This window comes from Variovorax paradoxus NBRC 15149 (assembly GCF_001591365.1).
Lineage (GTDB): Bacteria > Pseudomonadota > Gammaproteobacteria > Burkholderiales > Burkholderiaceae_C > Variovorax > Variovorax paradoxus.
Genome location: NZ_BCUT01000001.1, coordinates 1,333,813 through 1,355,352 on the forward strand (window position 1 = coordinate 1,333,813; position 21,540 = coordinate 1,355,352).

The window sequence follows — 21,540 nt, forward strand, 5'->3', positions numbered from 1 at the left end:
GAGGGGCTTCGGCGGCGCCCTTGCCCCTCCCTTATTGCCGCGCGGTGCGGATGTTCGGCGGCAGCGCCTGCGGCCAGCTGGTGCGGAACGGATTGATGTCGAGCCCGCCGCGCCGCGTGTAGCGCGCATACACGGCGAGCTTGTTGGGCTGGCAGCGGCGCCAGATGTCGGTGAACATGCGCTCCACGCAGGGTTCGTGGAACTCGTTGTGGTTGCGAAAGCTCACGATGTATGCGAGCAGGCCGGCCTGGTCGATGGCCGGGCCGCTGTAGCGGATCTGCACGCTGCCCCAGTCGGGCTGGCCGGTGACGAGGCAGTTGCTCTTGAGCAGGCGGCTCGTGAGCGTCTCGTTCACCGGCGGCTGGGTGCTGTCGCTGGACAGCAGTTCGGGCGCGGGCTGGTAGTGGGTGCACTCGATGTCGAGCCGGTCGAGGTCCAGGCCGTCGAGTTCGTGCACCGGCTCGCGGTCGAACATGTCGGGTGCCAGCAGCTTCACGCCGATGCCGGCCGATTGGTCGCTGCCGCGCCAGAGCGCCTCGGACAGGTCGGCGCGCAGGCGGTCTCGCACCGCCTCGACGCTCGCGAAGGCGCTGCTGTTGAAGCTGTTGAGATACAGCTTGAACGACTTGCTCTCGATGATGTTGGGCGTTTCGCAGGGGATGGTGAAGTGCGCGATGGCCAGCTGCGGCTTGCCGCGCAGGTTGAGCCAGCTCACCTCGAAGGCGGTCCAGAGATCGGCGCCGAAGAAGGGCAGCGCGCCGGCGGCGATGCCCATGGCTTCGCGCTGGGTGCTGCGCGCAATCGGAAAGAGCAGCGAGGGGTCGTACCTGTCGGCATAGGCCGAGGCGCGGCCCAGCTGCGACTGCTCGGGCGTGTTGGGGTTGGCGGGGGGGATGTTGTCGAGGCTCATGGCTTGTGGTGTTCTTCGGCCGCATGCAGGAACGGCGCGATGTGGTGGGCGAGGATCGCGCAGACCTCGGGCGGCAGGTCGTGGCCCATGCCGGGAATGCTGACGAACTTTGCGCCCGGAATGCGCTTGGCGGTATCCAGGCCGCAGGCCATCGGCACCAGCGCATCGGCTTCGCCGTGCAGCACCAGCGTCGGGCACTTGATGCGCGGCAGCACTTCGGGGCGGCGCGCATCGGCGCCAATGGCGAGCATCTGGCGGAACATGCCGGCCGGGCGGTAGGCGCGGCGCATGCTGAAGGTGAGGCGCTCTGCCAGCGCCTCGGTGCTTTGCGGATAGGCGGGGCTCTGGATGAGCCTGAGCAGCCGGATGCTGTGCGCCACCAGCTCGGCCTCGCCGCCGCCCAGCGGCCGGCGCAGCAGCATGGCGGCCACGTCGCTGCGCGGTCCGGGCAGGCCGCGCGCGCCGCTGGAGCTCATGATGCTCACGAGGCTGGCCACGCGCTCGGGCGCTTCGGCGGCCAGGTGCTGCGCGATCATGCCGCCCATCGAGGCGCCGATGACGTGCGCCTGCTTGATGCCCAATGCGTCGAGCACGCCCAGCGAATCGCGCGCCATGTCCTGCAAGGTGTAGGCCGATCGGACCTGCAGGCCCAGCTTCTGTCGAATGCTCTCCCACACGATGTTGCCGGTGCCCGCATGGTCGAAGCCCTGGCTCAGGCCGATGTCGCGGTTGTCGTGGCGCACCACGCGAAAGCCCGCATCGACCAGCGCCTGCACGAAGTCCTGCGGCCAGCCGACCAGCTGCATGCCCAGGCCCATGATGAGCAGGGCCACCGGGCGGCCTTCGCCGCCGGTGTCGTCGACCTCGATCTGCAATCCGTTGGCCAGCAGCTTCATGGCGCTCCCGTGTCTGTTTATTTGAATTCGCGTTCGCGCAACCACTTGGTGGCGACCCACTTCTCGCCCGCGAGCACGGGCGCGCCGCCATGCAGCGTGCGGGTGGCGGGGTCGGGATCCTCGTAGCTGAAGAACACGCCGGTGCCGCGCACGGGCGCCACTTCCAGGCCTACGTCGGGGAAGGTGGTGGCGCCGCCCTGATCGGGCTCCTGCAGGTACATCACGAGCGTGGCCACGCGCTGGCCGCCGCGCTTGAGGATGGTGGGCGTGCCGGGCTCGCCGGGGTCGAAGTAGTCGTAGTGCGGCCGGTACTGGGCGCCGGGCGCATAGCGCAGGATCTGCAGGCCTTCGCCAAACTCCACCGGCCAGCGCAGCAGCGCGGCAATGCGCTGCTCGAGGCGCGCGACGATGTCGTTCTCGCCGCGCTCGAAGAACATGCCCTCGCTGGTGCGGTCGACGTTGAGCACCTCGCCGCCGGTGCGCGTCTCGACCGTGAGCGAGCGCGCCAGCCGCACCCGCGCGGCGGCAATCAGCCCTTCGCACTCCTCGGGCGACAACAGGTTGCCGAACACGACGACGCGCGGATGCCGCATGGTCTGCAGCACCTGCACGCGGCGGTCGCCCGCGTCGATGTACAGCGGCGCGCCTTCGAGGTCGGGACCGGGCATCTCGGTGCGCCGCGGCCTGGCCACCTCCACGTGGGGAAAGCCGGCCTCGAGCTGCGCCAGCGCCAGGTCGGTGGCCGCGTCCTGCCAGCCGGCCGCGCGCATCGAGGCCCGCAGCGCAGGCACCGAATGCCCCGCCGCGAGCTGCGACACCAGCCATTCCCGGAGCTCCGGACTGATCGGTTGCGACATATCAAGTCTTCCTTCTGAACACCAGCCTTTCGGCCGTCGACGCCGTGGCATCGAAACCATAACCCTCGAGATCGAATTTTTCCAGCGCCTTGGGCGTGGCGGCCTTGTGCAGCACCGCCCAGCGCGCGAGCAGGCCGCGGGCGCGCTTGGCGTAGAAGCTCACGATCTTGTAGCGGTCGCCCTTCCACTCCTCGAACACGCATTCGACCACGCGCGCCTTGAGCGCCTTCCGGTCCACCGACCTGAAGTACTCCTGCGAGGCCACATTGACCACCACGGGCGTGCGGTCCGCCGCCAGGCGCTGGTTCAGGTGCTCCGCAATGCGCGCGCCCCAGAAGGCATACAGGTCCTTGCCGTGCCGATTGGCAAGCGGCGTGCCCATCTCCAGCCGGTAGGGCTGCAGCAGGTCGAGCGGACGCAGCAGGCCGTAGAGGCCGCTCAGGATGCAAACGTGCTCCTGCGCCCAGGCCAGCTGCGCGGGCGTGAGCGAGCGCGCATCGAGCCCGCCGTAGACGTCGCCATCGAACGCGAAGGCGGCCTGGCGCGCATTCTTCGGCGTGCTCTTGCCGGACCAGGCCTGGTAGCGCGCCACGTTCAGCGCGGAGAGCTTGTCCGACAGGTGCATGAGTTCGGAGATCTGCTGCGGCGACTTCTCGCGCAGCAGCTTGATCAGTTCGGCCGAGGGGCCGCGGGGGGCTTCGAAATGGGGTTGGGTGGCGGGGACTTCGGTGGGAACGGGGGTGTCGTAGTCAAGCGATTTCGCAGGGGAGAGCAGGAAGAGCATCCCGGAATTATGTGGGGTGGGCCTGCCCCGGGGCGGCCCCGGTAAAATCGCCGGCTATCCCATCTTGTCCCCACGGCACCCCCGAAGGCGCCGCTTCTGCATTTCCCATGAGCGAACCCACCACCCCTTCCGCCCAGCCTGGACTGGAGAGCCTCTCCAAGTCGTTCGAACCCGCCGCCATCGAGGCGCACTGGGCCCCCGAGTGGGAGAAGCGCGGCTACGCCAAGGCGGGCTTTCGCGGCACGCAGGCGCCCAAGAAGGGCGCCGATTCCTTCGCCATCCAGCTGCCGCCGCCCAACGTGACAGGCACGCTGCACATGGGCCATGCGTTCAACCAGACCATCATGGACAGCCTGGCGCGCTACCACCGCATGAAGGGCGACAACACGCTGTGGGTGCCGGGCACCGACCATGCGGGCATCGCGACGCAGATCGTGGTGGAGCGCCAGCTGCAGGAACAGAAGATCAGCCGCCACGACCTCGGCCGCAAGAACTTCGTGGCACGCGTGTGGGAATGGAAGGAAAAGTCGGGCAACACCATCACCGAGCAGATGCGCCGCATGGGCGACACGGTCGACTGGAGCCGCGAATACTTCACGATGGATGACGACCTGTCCAAGGTGGTCACGCAGACCTTCGTCTCGCTCTATGAAGAAGGCCTGATCTACCGCGGCAAGCGGCTGGGCAACTGGGACCCGGTGCTCAAGACCTCGGTGAGCGACCTCGAAGTGGAGAGCGAAGAGGAAGACGGCTCGCTCTGGCACATCGCCTATCCGCTGGCAGACGGCAGCGGCACGCTCACGGTGGCCACCACGCGGCCCGAGACCATGCTCGGCGACACGGCCGTGATGGTCCACCCCGAGGACGAGCGCTACCGGCCGCTGATCGGCAAGCAGGTGCGGCTGCCGCTGGTGGACCGGCTGATTCCGATCATTGCCGACGACTACGTCGACAAGGAATTCGGCACCGGCGTGGTCAAGGTCACGCCCGCGCACGACTACAACGACTACGCGGTCGGCCAGCGCCACAAGCTCGAGCTGATCGGCATCCTCGCGCTGGACGCCACCATCAACGACAACGCGCCCGAGAAGTACCGCGGCATGGACCGCTTCGTGGCGCGCAAGGCCATCGTGGCCGACCTCGATGCGCTCGGCCTCCTGGTCGAGGTGAAGAAGCACAAGCTCATGGTGCCGCGCTGCGCGCGCTCCGGCGCCATCGTCGAGCCGATGCTCACCGACCAGTGGTACGTGGCCATGACGCGTCCGGGCGCCGACGGCACCTCGATCGCGCAGAAGGCCATCGACGTGGTGAAGACCGGCGAGGTGCGCTTCGTGCCCGAGAACTGGGTCAACACCTACAACCACTGGATGGAGAACATCCAGGACTGGACCATCTCGCGCCAGCTCTGGTGGGGCCACCAGATCCCGGCCTGGTACGACGAGGACGGCAAGGTGTACGTGGCGCATGACGAGGCCGAGGCGCAGGCCAAGGCCCCGGGCAAGACGCTTCGCCGCGACGAGGACGTGCTCGACACCTGGTATTCGTCCGCGCTGGTGCCCTTCTCCTCGCTCGGCTGGCCCGAGAAGACCGAGGACCTCGCGCTGTACCTGCCCTCCACGGTGCTCGTGACGGGCTACGACATCATCTTCTTCTGGGTCGCCCGGATGATCATGATGACCAAGCACTTCACCGGCAAGGTGCCGTTCAAGGACGTCTACATCCACGGCCTGGTGCGCGACGCACAGGGCAAGAAGATGAGCAAGTCCGAAGGCAACGTGCTCGACCCGGTCGACCTGATCGACGGCATCGCGCTGCCCGAACTGCTCGACAAGCGCACGCAGGGCCTGCGCAAGCCCGAGACCGCGCCTGCCGTGCGCAAGAACACGCAGAAGGAATTTCCCGATGGCATTCCGGCCTTCGGCGCCGATGCGCTGCGCTTCACCTTCGCGTCGCTGGCCTCGCTCGGCCGCAGCATCAACTTCGACAGCAAGCGCTGCGAGGGCTACCGCAACTTCTGCAACAAGCTCTGGAACGCCACGCGCTTCGTGCTGATGAACTGCGAGGGGCAGGACTGCGGCCTGCGCGAGCACACGAAGGAAGAATGCGCGGTCGGCGGCCCGGCGCACGGCTACCTGAAGTTCAGCCGCGCCGATTTCTGGATCGCATCGCAGCTGCAGCGCGTCGAGGCCGAAGTGGCCAAGGGCTTCGAGGAATACCGGCTCGACAACGTGGCCAACGCCATCTACCAGTTCGCCTGGGACGAGTTCTGCGACTGGTACCTGGAGATCGCCAAGGTGCAGATCCAGACCGGCGACGATGCGCAAAAGCGCGCCACGCGCCGCACGCTGATCCGCACGCTCGAGGCCTTGCTGCGCCTCGCGCACCCGGTGATTCCGTTCATCACCGAGGAGCTCTGGCAGAAGGTGGCGCCCGTCGCCGGACGCGAGGGCGAATCGATCATGGTCGCGGCCTACCCCCAAAGCCAGCCCGGGAAGATCGACGAAGCAGCCGAAGCGCATGTGGCGCGCCTGAAGGCGCTGGTCGATGCCTGCCGCACGCTGCGCGGCGAAATGAACGTGTCGCCCGCGGTGCGCCTGCCGCTCTATGCGGTGGCCGACGATGCCGAGGGCGCGGCCTTCCTGCGCGACGCGGCGCCGGTGCTGCAGGCACTGGCCAAGCTCAAGGAAGTGAAGGTCTTCGACGACGAGGCTTCCTGGTCGGCGGCGGCCGAAGCGGCGCCCGTGGCCGTGGTCGGCACGGCGCGCCTGTGCCTGCACATGGAGATCGACAAGGCCGCCGAGCGCGCGCGCATCGGCAAGGAAATTGCCCGCATCGAGGGCGAGATCCTCAAGGTGAACGGCAAGCTCGGCAATGAAGCCTTCGTGGCCAAGGCACCGCCGGCCGTGATCGAGCAGGAGCGCAAGCGCCTGGCCGATTTCAGCACCATGTTGGAGCGTCTTCGCGACCAGCTTGTGCGTCTCGGCTGACACACGCGGGCCTGGGCAAGGTTTAGCATGGCAACGACGGCCTTTCCGTGCCGCCGTTGATCCATCGAACCTTCTTCTTCAACTGAACGAACAGACGCCCAAATTGTCCATGCCCACTCCCTCGACACGCATCCGCAAGGCCGTATTTCCTGTTGCAGGTTTCGGCACCCGCTTTCTGCCCGCCACCAAGGCGCAGCCCAAGGAAATGCTGCCGGTTGTCGACAAGCCACTCATCCAGTACGCGGTTGAGGAAGCCTACGCGGCGGGCATTCGCGACATGATTTTCGTAACTGGCCGAAACAAACGTGCCATCGAAGACCACTACGACACCGCCTACGAACTCGAGAGCCAGCTCGAGGCCAGCGGCAAGCTCGAACTGCTCAACATCGCGCGCTCGGTCATGCCCGACGACATGACCTGCTCCTACGTGCGCCAGCCGCGCATGCTGGGGCTCGGCCATGCAGTGCTGTGCGCCGAACACCTGGTGGGCAACGAGCCCTTCGCCGTGCTGCTGGCCGACGACCTGATGGTCGGCCCTGTGGGCGGCGCACCGGTGCTCGCGCAGATGACGGCCGCCTTCGGCAAGCTCGGTGCTTCGGTGCTCGCGGTGCAGGAAGTGCCGCTCGAACACGTCAAGCGCTACGGCATCGTGGCGGGCGAATCGATCGGCGACGACCTCGTGAAGGTCGATCGCATGATCGAGAAGCCCTCGCCGGACAAGGCACCTTCGCGCCTTGGCGTGGCGGGCCGCTACATCCTCACGCCCGCCGTGTTCGACGAGATCCGCAACCAGCCCAAGGGCGCGGGCGGCGAGATCCAGCTCACCGACGGCATCGCGGCGCTGATGAAGAAGGAAGCGGTCTACGCCTATGCCTACAAGGGCATCCGCTACGACTGCGGCAGCAAGGAAGGCTTCCTGCAAGCCTCGGTGGAGCTTGCGCTCGCGCACCCCGAAGTCGGCGGGCAGTTCCGCGAATACCTCAAGAGCCTGGAGCTCTGAAGAAAAAGGGCCCCGGCGGGGCCCTTTTCTTTTCTGGCGCTCAGCGCCTCTTCAGCACGTGGATGAAGTCGCTGCCGATCGTCTGCTGCTCGACCAGCTCGTTGCCGGTCTGCCGCGCAAAGGCCTGGAAGTCGCGCAGCGATCCCGGGTCGGTCGACACCACCTTCAGCAGCTGGCCGCTCGCCATGTCGTTGAGCGACTTCTTTGCCTTGAGAATGGGCAGCGGGCAGTTCAGGCCCCGCGTGTCGAGTTCGCGGTCAACCTGCATGCTTCGGCTCCTCGGGCGGCAGGTTCAGGCCGCGCCGCCGTTCCTCGTTTTCCGCCGCGGTAAAGAACACCGGCTCGTGCCCCCGCGTGCGCAGCCAGTCGGCCAGTGCATAGCCGGTGCCCGCGGGCCAGCACTTGAGGTCGGGCAGGTCGTAGAGGCGGTAGTCCAGCAGCTCGGGCGAAAGCTTGACCTCGCCATCGGCCACCACGTGGTAGGCGATGATGATCTGGTTCATGCGCTGGAAGTCGTACGCGCCGACGAGCTTGGCCGCGCTCACGTCGAGGTTGGTTTCTTCCTTGACCTCGCGCGCAATGCCTTCCTCGGGCGTTTCGCCGGCTTCCATGAAGCCGGTGATCAGCGCATACATCTTCACGGGCCAGGCGGCGTTTCGCGCCAGCAGCACCTGGCCGCGATACTCGACGATGGCCGCGAGCACGGGCGTGGGGTTGTTCCAGTGCGTGTGGCCGCAGGAGGGGCAGCGCAGGCGTTCCTTGGGACCGCCGTCTTCCATCAACGCGATCCATTCGAGCGGCGTGGCGCAGGCCTGGCAGAACTTGGGATGGGCCATGGCTTCGGTCAGGCGGGAAAGACGCCGGTCGACAGGTACCGGTCGCCGCGGTCGCACACCACGAACACGATGGTCGCGTTCTCGACCGTCTTGGCAACCTCGAGCGCCACCCAGAGCGCGCCGGCCGCGGAGATGCCGCCGAAGATGCCTTCTTCGCGCGCAAGGCGCCGGCACATCTCCTCGGCGTTGTCCTGGCTCACGCTGATTTCATCGTCGACCCGGCTCGGGTCGTAGATCTTGGGCAGGTATTCGGCCGGCCACTTGCGGATGCCCGGGATGCGCGAGCCTTCGGCCGGCTGCGCGCCGATGATGCGCACCGCGGGGTTCTTTTCCTTCAGGAAGCGAGAGACGCCGGTGATGGTGCCGGTGGTGCCCATGGCGCTCACGAAATGCGTGATCTTGCCCTTGGTGTCGGTCCAGATCTCGGGGCCGGTGGTCTCGTAGTGGATGCGCGGGTTGTCGGCATTGGCGAACTGGTCGAGCACCCGGCCCTTGCCCTGCGCCACCATCTGCTCGGCCAAGTCGCGCGCGTATTCCATGCCGCCGCTCTTGGGCGTGAGCACCAGCTCGGCGCCGAAGGCCTTCATGGTCTGGGCGCGCTCGACGGACAGGTCCTCCGGCATGATCAGCACCATGCGGTAGCCCTTGATGGCCGCGGCCATGGCCAGCGCGATGCCGGTGTTGCCCGAGGTGGCTTCGATCAGCGTGTCGCCGGGCTTGATCTCGCCGCGCTCCTCGGCGCGCTTGATCATCGAAAGCGCAGGACGATCCTTCACCGAGCCCGCGGGATTGTTGCCTTCCAGCTTGCCAAGGATGACATTGCCGCGCCTGGCGTTTTCGGCCGCATCGATGCGTTGCAGTGCCACCAGGGGGGTCTTGCCGATGGCGTCTTCGATCGTCGGATAATTCATGGCAGCCACTGTGCCATAATTTTGGGCTTCCTTCCGGATGTGCCCGGGTGGTGAAATTGGTAGACGCAGGGGACTCAAAATCCCCCACCGAAAGGTGTGCCGGTTCGATTCCGGCCCCGGGCACCACCCCCTCCCCCTCTTTCCTGCCTGCCCTCACGCAGCCCCGATCATTTCGGTCGCCGTGACATGGCGCATCGCGTCCGGCACGGCCGCCGCGCGCAGCACCAGCTCGGCCGGCCGATGGCTCGCAGCCCGCACCGCCTGCCCCGGCAGTGCCTCCGATGCCCATCCCTTCGGCTGCCATTGCTTGAGCGGCACCAGCGTTCGCAGCCCCCGCGGCGCGGCCTTGCGCAGGGCGCTTCCGATGTTGAATGGCGTAACGTGCGCGACAGCCTCGTGGGCGGCGGCCAGCGCATGCGCGTCGAAAGTCAGCAGCACCTGCGGCCGGCCGCGCAGGGCGGCGCGATGGCGCTGCACCCTTTCGGGGTCCAGCCAGAAGAACACGCAGCCGTTGAGCAGCGCATACCAGTCGGCCGGCGCCAGGCCGGGATCGAGGCAGCGTGCCAGTGCTCCGGGCGGCATGGGACGCTGGTCGCGGATGTAGCGGCCGTCGGGCAGCGTGACGCCCTCGGGGCGGTGCGCGCGCACCGAGGCTTCGACTTCAGTGCCGAAGGCACCGCGCCGCAGCAGCTCGTCGGTGCTGCACAGCCCCTGCTGCCGCACCGCCGGCCAGTTGGCGGCATCGACGAAATGAAAGGCCTTCGCGGGCAGGTCCGGCACGGCTTCAGGCTGCTGCTGCTTCTTCGCGCAGGCCGGTGTGCACCGTCGGGTGCGCGAGCCGCACGCGCAGTTCGCGCTTGAGCCGCGTGTTGTCGAGCCGGCGCGATTCGCCCATGAAGCTCAGCAGCTGCAAGGGCAGCTGGCGCTGGGCTTCCTCGCGGGCCACGCGCGGCGGGCGCGGCATGCCGTACAGGTCGGCCGCCAGGTCGATGTAGTCGCCCATGCGCAGCTCGGTGTCGTCCGAGGCGTGCACGATGCGCTGCGGCCGGCCCCGGAACAGCGCCGCCACGCAGGCCCGCGCAAGATCGTCGGCATGGATGTGGCTGGTGAACACGTCGTCCTCGCGCCGCAGCACCGGCGTGCCGCGCGCGAGCCGCTGGCGCGGCGTGCCGCCCTCGCGGTCGGGCGCATAGATGCCCGGGATGCGCAGGATGCTGGCGCGCACACCCGCGCTGCGGCCGAGCCAGCGCACTGCGCGCTCGGCGTCCACGCGGCGGTGGGCGCGGGGCGTGTCGGGCCGCACGGGGCGCGTTTCGCTCACGCGGGCGCCGCCGCAGTCGCCATAGACGCCGCTGGTGGAGCCGTAGACGAACGCCAGCGGCACGGAACGCAGCCGCAGCGCGCGCGCCAGCGCGGTGGTGCGCTGGTCGCGCCACCAGGCGGCGCCGCCGTCGCGCGCCGGTGGCGCCAGGTGCAGCACGCGGGTGGCCACGCCGGCCAGGCGGCGCAGCGTGGCCGGATCGTCCAGGTTGCCCTGGAGCGGACGGATGCCCGCCGCCCGCAGGGCCGGCACCCGTTCGCCCGATGAAGTGAGCGCCACCAGCTGCATGCGGCCGCGCAGGCTGCGCGCCACGCGCTGGCCGACGTCCCCGCAGCCCACGATCAGCAGGCGTTCGCGGCGAAAGCGCGCCGGCAGCGCGCCGGAAGGGCTATTGATTGAAGGCAAAATCCGAGTTCCTTTCCCTTTTCAGACCCAGGCTGAAACAAGCCGAAGAATACCGATGACTGTTGCAGCGCCGCATGAAGCGGGCTTTTCCATCACCGTCGAGCCCAGCGGGCGTCATTTCGTGGTGCATGGCGACGAAACCATTCTCGCGGCCGGCATCCGCCAGGGCATCGGCCTTCCCTATGGCTGCAAGGATGGCGCCTGCGGCTCGTGCAAGTGCCGGAAGCTCTCGGGCGAGGTCGAGCTCGGGCCGCACCAGAGCAAGGCGCTGAGCGCCGAAGAGCAGCTGGCCGGCTTCGTGCTGACCTGCTGCGCCCATGCCAAGAGCGACGTGGTGCTCGAGTCGCGCCAGGTCACCGAGGCCGGCGCCCTGCCGATCCGCAAGATGCCGGTGCGGGTGCTGGCGCTCACGCGGCTCTCCCACGACGTGATGAAGCTGCGCCTGCAGCTGCCGGCCGGCGAGCCGCTGCAGTTCCATGCGGGCCAGTATGTGGAATTCATCCTGCGCGACGGCGCGCGCCGCAGCTACTCGATGGCCAATGCGCCGCACACGCTGGCCGAGCCGGGCACGGGCATCGAGCTGCACCTGCGGCATCTGCCGGGCGGCAAGTTCACCGACCATGTGTTCGGCGCCATGAAGGAAAAGGAAATCCTTCGCATCGAAGGCCCCTACGGCAGCTTCTTCCTGCGCGAGGATTCGGCCAAGCCGATGATCCTGCTGGCTTCGGGCACCGGCTTTGCGCCCATCAAGGCGCTGCTCGAGCACATGAAGTTCAAGCGCATCGACCGGCCCGCCTCGCTCTACTGGGGCGGCCGCCGGCCCGAAGACCTCTACATGGACGCCTGGGTGCGCGAGCAGCAGAAGGAGATGCCGAACCTGCGCTACGTGCCGGTCATCTCCAACGCCACGCCGGAAGACAACTGGAACGGCCGCACGGGCTTCGTGCATCGCGCGGTGCTGGAAGACTTTGCCGACCTTTCAGGCCACCAGGTGTATGCCTGCGGCGCGCCGATCGTGGTCGACTCGGCCAGGCACGACTACGTGGCGCTGGCCGGCCTGCCCGAAGAAGAATTCTTTGCCGACGCGTTCACCACCGAGGCCGACAAGGCGCTTCCCTGATCCCCGCTTTCCCTTTTCTCCGAGACGACATCAAAGAATGAAGACGAGACACTTCCTCCTCGCGCTGCTCGCCGGCGCCACGCTGCTGGCCACCGCCGGCCAGGCCGCGGCCCAGCAGCAGCGCCCGATCCGCCTCGTGGTGCCCTACGCCGCTGGCGGCCCCATCGACGTCACGGCCCGCATGCTGGCCGAACGCGTGAAGGACTCCCTGGGCACGGTCATCATCGACAACAAGCCCGGTGCGGGCGGCAACATCGGCGCCGACATCGTGGCCAAGGCGGCGCCCGACGGCCTCACCATCGGCATTGCGGCCACCGCCACCCACGCGGTGAATCCGTGGCTCTACAGCAAGATCCCGTTCAACGCGGCGACCGACTTCGCGCCCATCACGCAGATGGTGCGCGTGCCGAACGTGCTGGTGATGAATGCGGAAACGGCGCAGCGCCTGAAGATCAACACCGTGGCCGACCTGATCCGCTACGCCAAGGCCAACCCCGCCAAGCTCAACTACGGCAGCGGCGGCAACGGCAGCGCCGGCCATCTGGCAGGCGAGCTGTTCAAGAAGCAGGCCGGCATCTTCGCGCTGCACATTCCGTACAACGGCGGCAATCCGGCGCAGCTGGCGCTGCTCTCGGGCCAGGTCGACTTCAACTTCGACAACCTGGCCACGGCGGCGCCGAACATCCGCTCGGGCAAGCTCAAGGCCATTGCCGTGACGACCTTGCAGCGCAGCAGCGCCATGCCCGAGCTGCCGCCGGTGGCCGACACGCTCAAGGGCTTCTCGATCGACACCTGGTGGGGCCTGGTGGCACCGGCCGGCACGCCGCACGACGTGGTTGTGAAGCTCAACCAGGCCTTCGTGGCGGCGCTGAACGCACCGGAAACGAAGACCCGTTTTGCCACGCTGCTGGCCGAGCCGGTCGCCAATTCGCCCGAGCAGTTCGGCGCGTTCATGAAGAGCGAACTCTCCAAGTACGAAGCCGTCGTGAAGGCGACCGGCGCCAGGGTCGACTGACCCTTGGAGATTATTCGCCGAGGTAGGCGGCCCGCACGCGCGGGTCGCTCAGCAGATCCTTGGCGTCGCCCGTCATCGTGATGAGGCCCGACTCCATCACGTAGCCGCGGTCGGCCAGCTGCAGCGCACGGTTGGCGTTCTGCTCCACCAGCAGGATGGTCACGCCTTGCGCGGCCACGGTCTGCACCACCTCGAAGATCTTGTCGCACATGATCGGCGACAGGCCCATGGTGGGCTCGTCGAGCAGCAGCACCTTGGGGCGCGCCATGAGTGCGCGGCCCATGGCCAGCATCTGCTGTTCGCCGCCCGACATGGTGCCCGCGAGCTGGTCCTTGCGCTCGCGCAGCCGCGGGAAGGTCACGAACACGCGCTCCATGTCGCTCGCGATCTCGGCCTTGTCCTTGCGGATGTAGGCACCGATCTGCAGGTTCTCGGTGATCGTCATGCGCGTGAACACGCCGCGGCCTTCGGGCACCATCACGAGGCCCTCGCCCACCAGGTCCCAGGCGCCGCGCCCCTTGATGTTGCGGCCCAGGAATTCGATGGTGCCGGCACCCGCCGGCAATGTGCCGGTGATCGCCTTCATGGTGGTGGTCTTGCCGGCGCCGTTGGAGCCGATCAGCGACACCAGTTCGCCTTCGTGGACCTCGAAGTCCACGCCCTTCACCGCCTGGATGCCGCCGTAGCCGACCTTGAGGCCGCTGACCTTGAGCAGCGTCTTGCCAGGGGCGTTGGCCGCGGTCTTGCGCGGGGTTGCAGTTGCCGTTGCCGTCGTTGTTGTTTCTTCTGCGCTCGTCATCGTCGTCGTCGCCATTTCAGTGTCCTCCGGTGCCGAGGTAGGCCTCGATCACCTTTTCGTTCTTCTGCACGTCGTAGGGCGTGCCTTCGGCGATCTGCTTGCCGTAGTCGAGCACGGTGACGCGGTCGCACAGGCCCATGATGAGCTTGACGTCGTGTTCGATGATGAGAATGGTGCGGTCGTCCTTGCGGATGCGGTCGATCAGTTCGCGCAGCAGCACCTTCTCGGTCGAGTTCATGCCGGCGGCGGGCTCGTCGAGTGCGATGAGCTGCGGGTCGGTGGCCAGTGCGCGCGCAATCTCGAGCCGGCGCTGGTCGCCGTACGACAGCGTGCGCGCCTTGTAGTCGGCGAACTTGCCGATGCCCACGTACTCGAGCAGCTCGTGCGCGCGGTCGGCGATGGCTTTTTCCTCGGCCTTGAAGCTGCCGGTGCGCAGCATCGCGCCGAACACGCCCGAATGCGTGCGGATGTGCCGCCCCACCATGACGTTCTCGAGGGCCGTCATTTCGGAGAACAGGCGGATGTTCTGGAAGGTGCGCGCAATGCCGGCCTTGGCCACTTCGTGCACGGCCGTGGGCTGGTAGGGCTTGCCGGCCAGCTCGAAACTGCCGCTGTCGGGCGTGTAGAGCCCGGTGATCACGTTGAAGAAGGTGGTCTTGCCGGCGCCGTTGGGGCCGATGAGGCCATAGACCTGGCCGCGCTTGATGGTGATGCCGACGTCGGAAAGCGCCTGCAGGCCGCCGAAGCGCTTGGAGATGCCGCGAACGTCGAGGATGGTGTCTGTCGTCATGTTGATTTTCTCCTTCGGCTCACGGATTGATCGACATGGGGCGCGAGGCCGCACCCGGCAGTTCGTCGGCCGGCGTCTCGATGCCCGGCGCATGGGTCTGCAGCGACCCCGGCGCCACCGGTGCGCCGGGGGCAGCGGCCCCCTTGCGCTGCAATGTCTTGCCGTGCTCGGGCGAAGGCCAGAGGCCGCGCGGGCGCACCAGCATGATGATGATCATGGCCAGCGCAATGAAGAGCTGGCGCAGGATGGACGCGTCGAGGCGGCCGTCGGTCATGGCCTGCAGCGGGCCGGCCACGTAGCGCAGCACCTCGGGCAGCGCAGCCAGCAGCACGGCGCCGAGGATCACGCCCGGCAGGTGGCCGATGCCGCCCAGCACCACCATGGCAACGATCATCACCGACTCCATGAGGCTGAACGACTCCGGCGAGACAAAACCCTGGAAGGCCGCGAACATGGCGCCCGACACGCCGCCGAAGCTCGCGCCCATGCCGAAGGCCAGCAGCTTCATGTTGCGGGTGTTGATGCCCATGGCCTTGGCGGCGATCTCGTCTTCGCGGATCGCCATCCAGGCGCGCCCGATGCGCGACATCTGCAGGCGGTGCGAGATGATGATCGTGGCCACCACCAGCGCAAGGAACAGGTAGTAGTAGAGCGTGACCGAGGAGATCGAGAAGCCGTCGAACTTCCATGCCTTGCCGAGGTCGAGCCCCCAGAACTTGACGGAGTCGATGGCGGTGATGCCCTTCGGGCCGTTGGTGATGTTGATCGGCTGGTCGAGGTTGTTCAGGAACACCCGGATGATCTCGCCGAAGCCGAGCGTCACGATGGCCAGGTAGTCGCCGCGCAGCTTGAGCGTGGGCGCACCGAGCAGCACGCCCAGCATGCCGGCCACCACGAGCGCCAGCGGTATCACGATGAGCAGCGAGGTGTGCAGCCCGTTCGGGAACATGGCCTTGAACCACGGAAAGGTGTCGGACAGGTGCGACGAGCCCATCAGCGCGAACAGGTAGGCCCCGATCGCAAAGAAGGCCACATAGCCCAGGTCGAGCAGGCCGGCGTAGCCGACGACGATGTTCAGGCCGAGCGAGAGCATCACGTAGAGCAATGCGATGTCGGCAATGCGCACCCAGGCGTTGCCCTGGCTCTGCAGGAAGATCGGCAGTGCGAGCACCGCGACGACGCCCAGGATGTAGAGCGCGAGGTTCTTGCTGTTCTTCATGGTGTGCTGCTCCTCAGGCCCGATCCGCCACGCGCTCGCCGAGCAGGCCCGAGGGCCGCAGCGTGAGCATGACGATCAACACGATGAAAGCGAAGATGTCGCTGTAGTTGCTGCCCAGCACGCCACCCGTGAGGGTGCCGATGTAGCCGGAGCCGATGGCTTCGATCAACCCGAGCAGGATGCCGCCGACCACCGCGCCGGCCAGGTTGCCGATGCCGCCGAACACCGCCGCGGTGAAGGCCTTGAGGCCGGGCAGGAAGCCCATCGCATGCTGCGCGATGCCGTAGTTGGAGGCGTACATGACGCCCGCGATGGCCGCGAGCACGGCACCGATGATGAACGTGGCCGAAATGACCATGTCGGGCCGGATGCCCATCAGCGCCGCGACGCGCGGGTTCTCGGCGGTGGCGCGCATCGCGCGGCCGAGCTTGGTGTAGTTGACCAGCCACATCAGCACCACGAGCGAGAACGCCGTGACGCTCAGGATCATGACCTGCGTGGGCGAGATCACCGCGCCGCCCACCTCGATGGGCGTGGTCGACAGCAGGTTGGGATAGGCCTTGTTGGTGGGCTTCCAGATGATCATGGCCAGCGTCTGCAGCAGGATCGACATGCCGATGGCCGTGATGAGCGGTGCGAGCTTGGGACTGTTGCGAAGCGGCCGGTAGGCGACCTTCTCGATCACGAAGTTGAGCGTGGCTGCAACGATGCAGGCGATGATCAGCGCGATGATGAGGATCAGCCAGCCGGGCGTGCCGGGCATGGATTCCTTCATGAGCCCGATGATGGTCCAGCTCGTGAGCGCCCCCACCATCAGCACTTCGCCGTGCGCAAAATTGATCAGGTTGATGATGCCGTACACCATGGTGTAGCCCAAGGCTATCAAGGCATACATGCTGCCCAGGACCAGACCGTTGATGATCTGCTGCAGCAATATTTCCATAACGCGTTCCCTATTTGTTGCACCGTTGCGGGGTGCTGTTCACCCACCTTGGCACCGGTTTGGCACCTTGGCTTGATAAGCAAAAAACCAGCCAACATGTGCCGCTGGCTGATTTGTGGGCGGGATTGTAAGCACCCACCAGCGCCGATTTGGTGCGCCTTGCCCGGGGTTTACCCGCTCATGCCATGCTGTATGCGAGTGAAGTCATGCATGGCGTACGCGCATGGTGAAAAGGCGTATCACTCCTCGCGCTGGCCGTTCAGGCGGCGCAGTTCACGCAGCTTCTCCGCGATGCGGATTTCAAGCCCGCGCTCGACGGGCTGGTAGAAAACCTGGCCCTCGAGGCCATCGGGCAGGTAGCGCTCGCCCGCGGCAAAGCCGCCCTCCTCGTCGTGCGCGTAGCGGTACCCCTTGCCGTAGTCGAGGTCCTTCATGAGCTTGGTGGGCGCGTTGCGCAGGTGCATCGGCACCGGGCGGGTGCTGTCCTTCTTGATGAGCGCGCGCACGGCGTTGTAGGCGGTGTAGACCGCATTCGACTTGGGCGCCATCGCCAGGTAGACCACGCACTCGGCCAGCGCGAGTTCGCCTTCGGGCGTGCCCAGGCGCTCATACACCTCGGCGGCGTCGAGCGCGAGCCGCAGCGCGCGCGGGTCGGCCAGGCCGATGTCCTCGCTGGCCATGCGCACCAGCCGGCGCGCCATGTAGCGCGGATCGGCGCCGCCGTCGAGCATGCGCACGAACCAGTAGAGCGCGGCGTCGGGGTCGCTGCCGCGCACCGACTTGTGCAGCGCGCTGATGGTGTCGTAGAACTGCTCGCCGCCCTTGTCGTAGCGCCGCATGCGTTCGCCGAGCACGCGCAGCAGCCATTCGTCGGTGATGTGGCCGAGCTTCTCGGCGCGGGCCGCGACGGCCAGCGTCTCGAGCGTGTTGAGCAGGCGCCGCGCATCGCCGTCGGCATAGGCGACGAGCCGGTCGATGGCCGTGTCCTCGATGCCCGGCACTGCCTGGATGGCCTGCGCCTTGGCCACGATCTGCTTGAGGTCGGCCTCGGTGAGCGGTTGCAGCACGTACACGGCCGCACGCGAAAGCAAGGCCGAGTTGACCTCGAACGAGGGGTTCTCGGTGGTGGCGCCAATGAAGGTGAAGAGTCCCGATTCCACATGCGGCAGGAACGCGTCCTGCTGGCTCTTGTTGAAGCGGTGCACCTCGTCGACGAAGACGATCGTGCGCCGCTGCTCCAGGCCGTCGCGCGCCGCCGTGGCGCGTTCGACCGCATCGCGGATGTCCTTCACGCCGCCGAGCACCGCGCTGATGCTGAGGAACTGCGCATCGAAGGCATCGGCCATCAGCCGCGCGATGGTCGTCTTGCCGGTGCCGGGCGGCCCCCAGAGGATGCACGAATGCGGCTGGCCCGATTCGAAGGCAATGCGCAGCGGCATGCCCGGCCCCAGCAGGTGCTGCTGGCCGATGACCTCGCCCAGCGTCTTCGGACGCAGGCGCTCGGCAAGGGGTTGATGCGAACTGGTGGCCAAACCTGCGGTGCGTCCGGTGGCTATTGCTTGATGACGTCCGCGCCGGCGGGCGCCTTGAACTCGAACACGCTGGCAGGCAGTGCCGGATTCACCTCCACCTTGCTGAACTTGAGCACCGAGCGCTGCCCGAAGCTGTCAAGGATTTCGAGCGCCGCCAGCGCGTCGCCCTGGAAGCCGACCTGCACATTCTGCAGCTGGCCGTCCTTGTTCTTGGGCGTGGCCTTGACCCACTGCAGGCCGTCGCGCTCGGGCGCGGCCTCGAGCGTGAAGTCGGCCTGCAGCGCGCGCAGGTCGGGTGCCGCGGCAATCAGCGCGGCGGGCGTCGAGCCCAGCGCCTGCGACTGGGCGCGCTGCGTGACCTGGTTCAGGTCGGCGTCGTAGAGCCACAGCGTCTTGCCGTCGGCCACGATGCTCTGGGCGAAGGGCTTCTGGTAGTCGAACTTGAACTTGCCGGGCCGCTGGAATTCGAAGGTGCCGGTGGAGGTCTTGGTGCGGCCAGGCTGGCCTTCGCGCGGCGGCGCCGTCACGGTCTGGGTGAACTCGGCGCGGCCCGACTTGACCGTCTTCACGAAGGCCTCGAGGCTTTCAAGGCCGCCGGCCCAGGCGTTGGCGGAACACAGGAGGCCGATCAACAGCCAATGGCGAATTTTCAATTGGGGTTCCTCGGAAAAAGCGATGGCGTTGACAGGACCATACCCCGCTGCGCGTTGCGCCATGTGCGGGGCTTCATGAAGTTTTGCAACGTTATTGCAGCTTTTGCAACGTGGCTGTCAGTGGGTAACGCCCAGGTGCGCAGGCATGGGCCGGCTATTCGGCGCGCGCCGGCACCAGGATCTCGCGCTGGCCGCTGCCGCTCATGGCGCTGACCAGGCCCGCCTTCTCCATGTCTTCCACCAGCCGCGCCGCGCGGTTGTAGCCGATCTTCAGGTGGCGCTGCACCAGCGAGATGCTGGCCTTGCGGTTCTTCAGCACCACTTCGACCGCCTGGTCGTACATCGGGTCCTTCTCGGCGTCGCCGCCCTCGCCCAGCATGTCGCCGTCACCGTCGACCGTGCCGCCTTCGAGCACGCCTTCGATGTAGTCGGGCTCGCCCTGGCTCTTGAGGTAGGCCACCACGCGGTGCACTTCCTCGTCGCTCACGAACGCGCCGTGCACGCGGATCGGAAGGCCCGTGCCGCTCGGCATGTAGAGCATGTCGCCCATGCCCAGCAGCGCCTCGGCGCCCATCTGGTCGAGGATGGTGCGGCTGTCGATCTTGCTCGACACCTGGAACGCGATGCGCGTGGGAATGTTGGCCTTGATGAGGCCGGTGATCACGTCGACGCTGGGCCGCTGCGTGGCCAGGATCAGGTGGATGCCGGCGGCGCGCGCCTTCTGCGCAAGGCGGGCGATGAGCTCTTCGATCTTCTTGCCCACCACCATCATCAGGTCGGCGAGTTCGTCGATCACCACCACGATGTGCGGCTCGCGCTTGAGCGGCTCGGGATCGTCGGGCGTGAGGCTGAAGGGGTTGTAGATGAACTCCTCGCGCGCCTTGGCTTCGTCGATCTTGGTGTTGTAGCCGGCCAGGTTGCGCACGCCGAGCTTGCTCATGAGCTTGTAGCGGCGCTCCATCTCGGCCACGCACCAGTTCAGGCCGTGCGCGGCCTGCCGCATGTCGGTGACCACGGGCGCCAGCAGGTGCGGAATGCCTTCGTAGACCGACATTTCGAGCATCTTCGGGTCGATCATGAGCAGGCGGACGTCGCGTGCCTCGGCCTTGTAGAGCAGCGAGAGGATCATCGCGTTGATGCCCACCGACTTGCCCGAACCGGTGGTACCGGCCACCAGCACGTGCGGCATCTTTGCCAGGTCGGCCACCACGGGGTTGCCGATGATGTCCTTGCCCAGGCCCATCGTCAGGAAGGACTTGCCTTCGTTGTAGACCTGCGAGCCGAGGATCTCGCTGAGCTTGATCGACTGGCGCTTGGCGTTCGGCAGCTCGAGCGCCATGTAGTTCTTGCCCGGGATGGTTTCGACCACGCGGATCGACACCAGCGAGAGCGAACGCGCCAGGTCCTTGGCCAGGCCGACGATCTGCGAGCCCTTGACGCCGGTGGCCGGCTCGATCTCGTAGCGCGTGATCACCGGGCCCGGCGAAGCCAGCACCACATGCACTTCGACGCCGAAGTCCTTGAGCTTCTTCTCGATCATGCGCGAGGTCATCTCGAGCGTGTCGGCCGAGACCGTTTCCTGGCGCGCCTGCGCCGCGTCGAGCAGGTCGACCTGCGGCAGCTTGCTGTCGGGCAGTTCCTTGAAGAGCGGCTTCTGGCGCTCCTTGACGACGCGGTCGCTCCTGGGCACCTCGGTCATCGCGGGCTCGATCTGCACCGGCGGCGACGCCGCGCGGCGCTTCGGGCGCGGCTCGATGCGCAGTTCTTCGTCGCCGTCGAAATCCGCCGGCTCGCCACCGTCCGCTGCACGCGAGAACGGCAGGTCTTCGGCCTCGGCACGCTCGCGGGCGGCCTGCTTGCCCATGGCGATGTCGGCCGCCATCTCGCGCTTTTCGCGGCGCGACTCGAACAGCGAATAGGCCCGCGCGCCGATGCGCTCGGCGATCTGGCTCCATGAGAAACGAAACACCAGCGCCGAGCCGATCACGCCGGCAGCGATGGCCACCAGCGCCGATCCGGTAAAGCCCATCCAGCGCACGCTTGCGGGCCCCACCAGGTAGCCCAGCACACCGCCGCCCGAACCCGGCAGGTGGGACTCGAGCCGGTACAGGCGCGACCATTCGAGCACCACGCTCGCGCACAGCAGCAGCACCAGGCCGAACCAGAACGCCAGGCGGCTGCGGTTGAAGCGCCCGCGCACCGGCTGCTCGGCCGGCGCGGCCTCGCCGCCGCGCAGCCAGTTGGCCAGCGACGAAAGCCATGCCCGCAGGCCCGCCGCGAGGCACCACCAGACCGAATAGCCGGCCAGGAAATAGCTGCCGTCGGCCAGCCAGGCGCCGATGCGGCCGCCCCAGTTCTTGATCTCGCCGCCGGTGCCGGAGGTCGACCAGGCCGCATCGGAGGGCGTGAAGCTCAGCATGGCCAGCAGCCAGAACAAGAGCCCCGCAAAGCCCGCCACCAGCGTGATCTCGTGGGCGAAGCGCATGGCGCGCAGGCGCACCGGCTGCCCCTCGGCGGCAGAAGAAGATTGAAGTGTATTGAGCGAATAGGTCATGAAAAACG

Annotated in this window: 20 protein-coding genes and 1 tRNA gene; 5 read left to right on the plus strand and 16 right to left on the minus strand. The window is 67.3% G+C overall.

Features of this window, described 5'->3' with window-relative positions; all coding sequences use genetic code 11:
* Positions 1 to 31 precede the first annotated feature (31 nt).
* The 4 genes from queF to yaaA are packed head-to-tail and all read right to left on the minus strand — an operon-like array spanning position 32 to position 3,447.
* Complete coding sequence (gene queF / locus VPA02S_RS06340; protein ID WP_062362940.1) at positions 32 to 910, minus strand: NADPH-dependent 7-cyano-7-deazaguanine reductase QueF; 879 nt, start codon at positions 908 to 910, stop codon at positions 32 to 34.
* The gene (locus VPA02S_RS06345; protein WP_062362943.1) at positions 907 to 1,806 is read right to left on the minus strand and encodes an alpha/beta fold hydrolase; all 900 of its coding nucleotides are present in this window, start codon (positions 1,804 to 1,806) and stop codon (positions 907 to 909) included. Before VPA02S_RS06345 ends, queF begins: the two co-directional genes overlap by 4 nt.
* Before the next feature lie 17 nt (positions 1,807 to 1,823).
* Entirely contained in the window at positions 1,824 to 2,663 is an 840-nt protein-coding gene (locus VPA02S_RS06350; RefSeq protein WP_062362946.1) for a 2OG-Fe(II) oxygenase, read from the minus strand.
* 1 nt (position 2,664) lies between these two features.
* Positions 2,665 to 3,447, minus strand: a complete 783-nt coding sequence (gene yaaA / locus VPA02S_RS06355) for a peroxide stress protein YaaA (protein ID WP_062362950.1) — start codon at positions 3,445 to 3,447, stop codon at positions 2,665 to 2,667.
* A gap of 107 nt (positions 3,448 to 3,554) precedes the next feature.
* Between yaaA and VPA02S_RS06360 the strand changes: the two genes are divergently transcribed.
* Together VPA02S_RS06360 and galU are read left to right on the plus strand one after the other, a co-directional pair.
* On the plus strand, positions 3,555 to 6,434 hold the full coding sequence (locus VPA02S_RS06360; protein WP_062362953.1) for a valine--tRNA ligase: 2,880 nt from the start codon (positions 3,555 to 3,557) through the stop codon (positions 6,432 to 6,434).
* Positions 6,435 to 6,543: 109 nt separating this feature from the next.
* On the plus strand, positions 6,544 to 7,434 hold the full coding sequence (gene galU, locus VPA02S_RS06365) for a UTP--glucose-1-phosphate uridylyltransferase GalU (RefSeq protein WP_062362956.1): 891 nt from the start codon (positions 6,544 to 6,546) through the stop codon (positions 7,432 to 7,434).
* Between the two features lie 40 nt (positions 7,435 to 7,474).
* On the opposite strand, the gene VPA02S_RS06370 is transcribed toward galU, so the two are convergent.
* The 3 genes from VPA02S_RS06370 to cysM are packed head-to-tail and all read right to left on the minus strand — an operon-like array spanning position 7,475 to position 9,181.
* A complete protein-coding gene (locus VPA02S_RS06370; protein ID WP_012746445.1) occupies positions 7,475 to 7,702 on the minus strand; it encodes a sulfurtransferase TusA family protein in 228 nt (75 codons plus the stop codon).
* Complete coding sequence (locus VPA02S_RS06375) at positions 7,692 to 8,270, minus strand: NUDIX hydrolase (protein ID WP_062362958.1); 579 nt, start codon at positions 8,268 to 8,270, stop codon at positions 7,692 to 7,694. The genes VPA02S_RS06370 and VPA02S_RS06375 overlap by 11 nt, the downstream gene beginning before the upstream one ends.
* A gap of 8 nt (positions 8,271 to 8,278) precedes the next feature.
* Complete coding sequence (cysM, locus tag VPA02S_RS06380) at positions 8,279 to 9,181, minus strand: cysteine synthase CysM (protein WP_062362961.1); 903 nt, start codon at positions 9,179 to 9,181, stop codon at positions 8,279 to 8,281.
* A gap of 41 nt (positions 9,182 to 9,222) precedes the next feature.
* Here cysM and VPA02S_RS06385 point away from each other — a divergent pair.
* Positions 9,223 to 9,307: transfer RNA gene (locus tag VPA02S_RS06385), tRNA-Leu, on the plus strand.
* 27 nt (positions 9,308 to 9,334) lie between these two features.
* On the opposite strand, the gene VPA02S_RS06390 is transcribed toward VPA02S_RS06385, so the two are convergent.
* Positions 9,335 to 9,961: a DUF7002 family protein gene (locus tag VPA02S_RS06390; RefSeq protein ID WP_062362964.1), complete on the minus strand. Its 627-nt coding sequence runs from the start codon at positions 9,959 to 9,961 to the stop codon at positions 9,335 to 9,337.
* A 4-nt stretch (positions 9,962 to 9,965) separates the two neighbouring features.
* A complete protein-coding gene (locus VPA02S_RS06395; RefSeq protein ID WP_062362967.1) occupies positions 9,966 to 10,907 on the minus strand; it encodes an SDR family oxidoreductase in 942 nt (313 codons plus the stop codon).
* Between the two features lie 55 nt (positions 10,908 to 10,962).
* Between VPA02S_RS06395 and VPA02S_RS06400 the strand changes: the two genes are divergently transcribed.
* Together VPA02S_RS06400 and VPA02S_RS06405 are read left to right on the plus strand one after the other, a co-directional pair.
* Positions 10,963 to 12,027, plus strand: a complete 1,065-nt coding sequence (locus VPA02S_RS06400) for a CDP-6-deoxy-delta-3,4-glucoseen reductase (RefSeq protein WP_062362970.1) — start codon at positions 10,963 to 10,965, stop codon at positions 12,025 to 12,027.
* A gap of 37 nt (positions 12,028 to 12,064) precedes the next feature.
* Positions 12,065 to 13,042, plus strand: a complete 978-nt coding sequence (locus VPA02S_RS06405) for a Bug family tripartite tricarboxylate transporter substrate binding protein (protein WP_062362972.1) — start codon at positions 12,065 to 12,067, stop codon at positions 13,040 to 13,042.
* Between the two features lie 10 nt (positions 13,043 to 13,052).
* Here VPA02S_RS06405 and VPA02S_RS06410 read toward each other — a convergent pair whose 3' ends face one another.
* The 7 genes from VPA02S_RS06410 to VPA02S_RS06440 form a co-directional block, all read right to left on the minus strand.
* Positions 13,053 to 13,841, minus strand: a complete 789-nt coding sequence (locus tag VPA02S_RS06410; protein ID WP_027730917.1) for an ABC transporter ATP-binding protein — start codon at positions 13,839 to 13,841, stop codon at positions 13,053 to 13,055.
* 16 nt (positions 13,842 to 13,857) lie between these two features.
* A complete protein-coding gene (locus tag VPA02S_RS06415; protein WP_012746437.1) occupies positions 13,858 to 14,631 on the minus strand; it encodes an ABC transporter ATP-binding protein in 774 nt (257 codons plus the stop codon).
* Positions 14,632 to 14,650: 19 nt separating this feature from the next.
* Positions 14,651 to 15,850, minus strand: a complete 1,200-nt coding sequence (locus tag VPA02S_RS06420; RefSeq protein WP_018903178.1) for an ABC transporter permease subunit — start codon at positions 15,848 to 15,850, stop codon at positions 14,651 to 14,653.
* Positions 15,851 to 15,863: 13 nt separating this feature from the next.
* Positions 15,864 to 16,793: a branched-chain amino acid ABC transporter permease gene (locus VPA02S_RS06425; RefSeq protein ID WP_012746435.1), complete on the minus strand. Its 930-nt coding sequence runs from the start codon at positions 16,791 to 16,793 to the stop codon at positions 15,864 to 15,866.
* A 239-nt stretch (positions 16,794 to 17,032) separates the two neighbouring features.
* Positions 17,033 to 18,325, minus strand: a complete 1,293-nt coding sequence (locus VPA02S_RS06430) for a replication-associated recombination protein A (protein WP_062362975.1) — start codon at positions 18,323 to 18,325, stop codon at positions 17,033 to 17,035.
* Between the two features lie 20 nt (positions 18,326 to 18,345).
* Positions 18,346 to 18,978, minus strand: coding sequence for an outer membrane lipoprotein periplasmic chaperone LolA (lolA, locus tag VPA02S_RS06435; protein ID WP_062362977.1), 633 nt, complete (start codon positions 18,976 to 18,978; stop codon positions 18,346 to 18,348).
* A gap of 154 nt (positions 18,979 to 19,132) precedes the next feature.
* Positions 19,133 to 21,532, minus strand: coding sequence for a DNA translocase FtsK (locus tag VPA02S_RS06440; RefSeq protein ID WP_026283832.1), 2,400 nt, complete (start codon positions 21,530 to 21,532; stop codon positions 19,133 to 19,135).
* Positions 21,533 to 21,540: the final 8 nt, after the last annotated feature.

Coding starts and splice junctions, on each gene's coding strand:
- VPA02S_RS06370 (WP_012746445.1), bottom strand. CDS start 7,702: ATGCAGGTTGACCGCGAACTCGACACGCGGGGCCTGAACTGCCCGCTG.
- VPA02S_RS06360 (WP_062362953.1), top strand. CDS start 3,555: ATGAGCGAACCCACCACCCCTTCCGCCCAGCCTGGACTGGAGAGCCTC.
- VPA02S_RS06420 (WP_018903178.1), bottom strand. CDS start 15,850: ATGAAGAACAGCAAGAACCTCGCGCTCTACATCCTGGGCGTCGTCGCG.
- VPA02S_RS06350 (WP_062362946.1), bottom strand. CDS start 2,663: ATGTCGCAACCGATCAGTCCGGAGCTCCGGGAATGGCTGGTGTCGCAG.
- VPA02S_RS06415 (WP_012746437.1), bottom strand. CDS start 14,631: ATGACGACAGACACCATCCTCGACGTTCGCGGCATCTCCAAGCGCTTC.
- galU (WP_062362956.1), top strand. CDS start 6,544: ATGCCCACTCCCTCGACACGCATCCGCAAGGCCGTATTTCCTGTTGCA.
- queF (WP_062362940.1), bottom strand. CDS start 910: ATGAGCCTCGACAACATCCCCCCCGCCAACCCCAACACGCCCGAGCAG.
- VPA02S_RS06405 (WP_062362972.1), top strand. CDS start 12,065: ATGAAGACGAGACACTTCCTCCTCGCGCTGCTCGCCGGCGCCACGCTG.
- yaaA (WP_062362950.1), bottom strand. CDS start 3,447: ATGCTCTTCCTGCTCTCCCCTGCGAAATCGCTTGACTACGACACCCCC.
- VPA02S_RS06410 (WP_027730917.1), bottom strand. CDS start 13,841: ATGACGAGCGCAGAAGAAACAACAACGACGGCAACGGCAACTGCAACC.
- VPA02S_RS06345 (WP_062362943.1), bottom strand. CDS start 1,806: ATGAAGCTGCTGGCCAACGGATTGCAGATCGAGGTCGACGACACCGGC.
- VPA02S_RS06440 (WP_026283832.1), bottom strand. CDS start 21,532: ATGACCTATTCGCTCAATACACTTCAATCTTCTTCTGCCGCCGAGGGG.
- VPA02S_RS06375 (WP_062362958.1), bottom strand. CDS start 8,270: ATGGCCCATCCCAAGTTCTGCCAGGCCTGCGCCACGCCGCTCGAATGG.
- VPA02S_RS06425 (WP_012746435.1), bottom strand. CDS start 16,793: ATGGAAATATTGCTGCAGCAGATCATCAACGGTCTGGTCCTGGGCAGC.
- VPA02S_RS06400 (WP_062362970.1), top strand. CDS start 10,963: ATGACTGTTGCAGCGCCGCATGAAGCGGGCTTTTCCATCACCGTCGAG.
- cysM (WP_062362961.1), bottom strand. CDS start 9,181: ATGAATTATCCGACGATCGAAGACGCCATCGGCAAGACCCCCCTGGTG.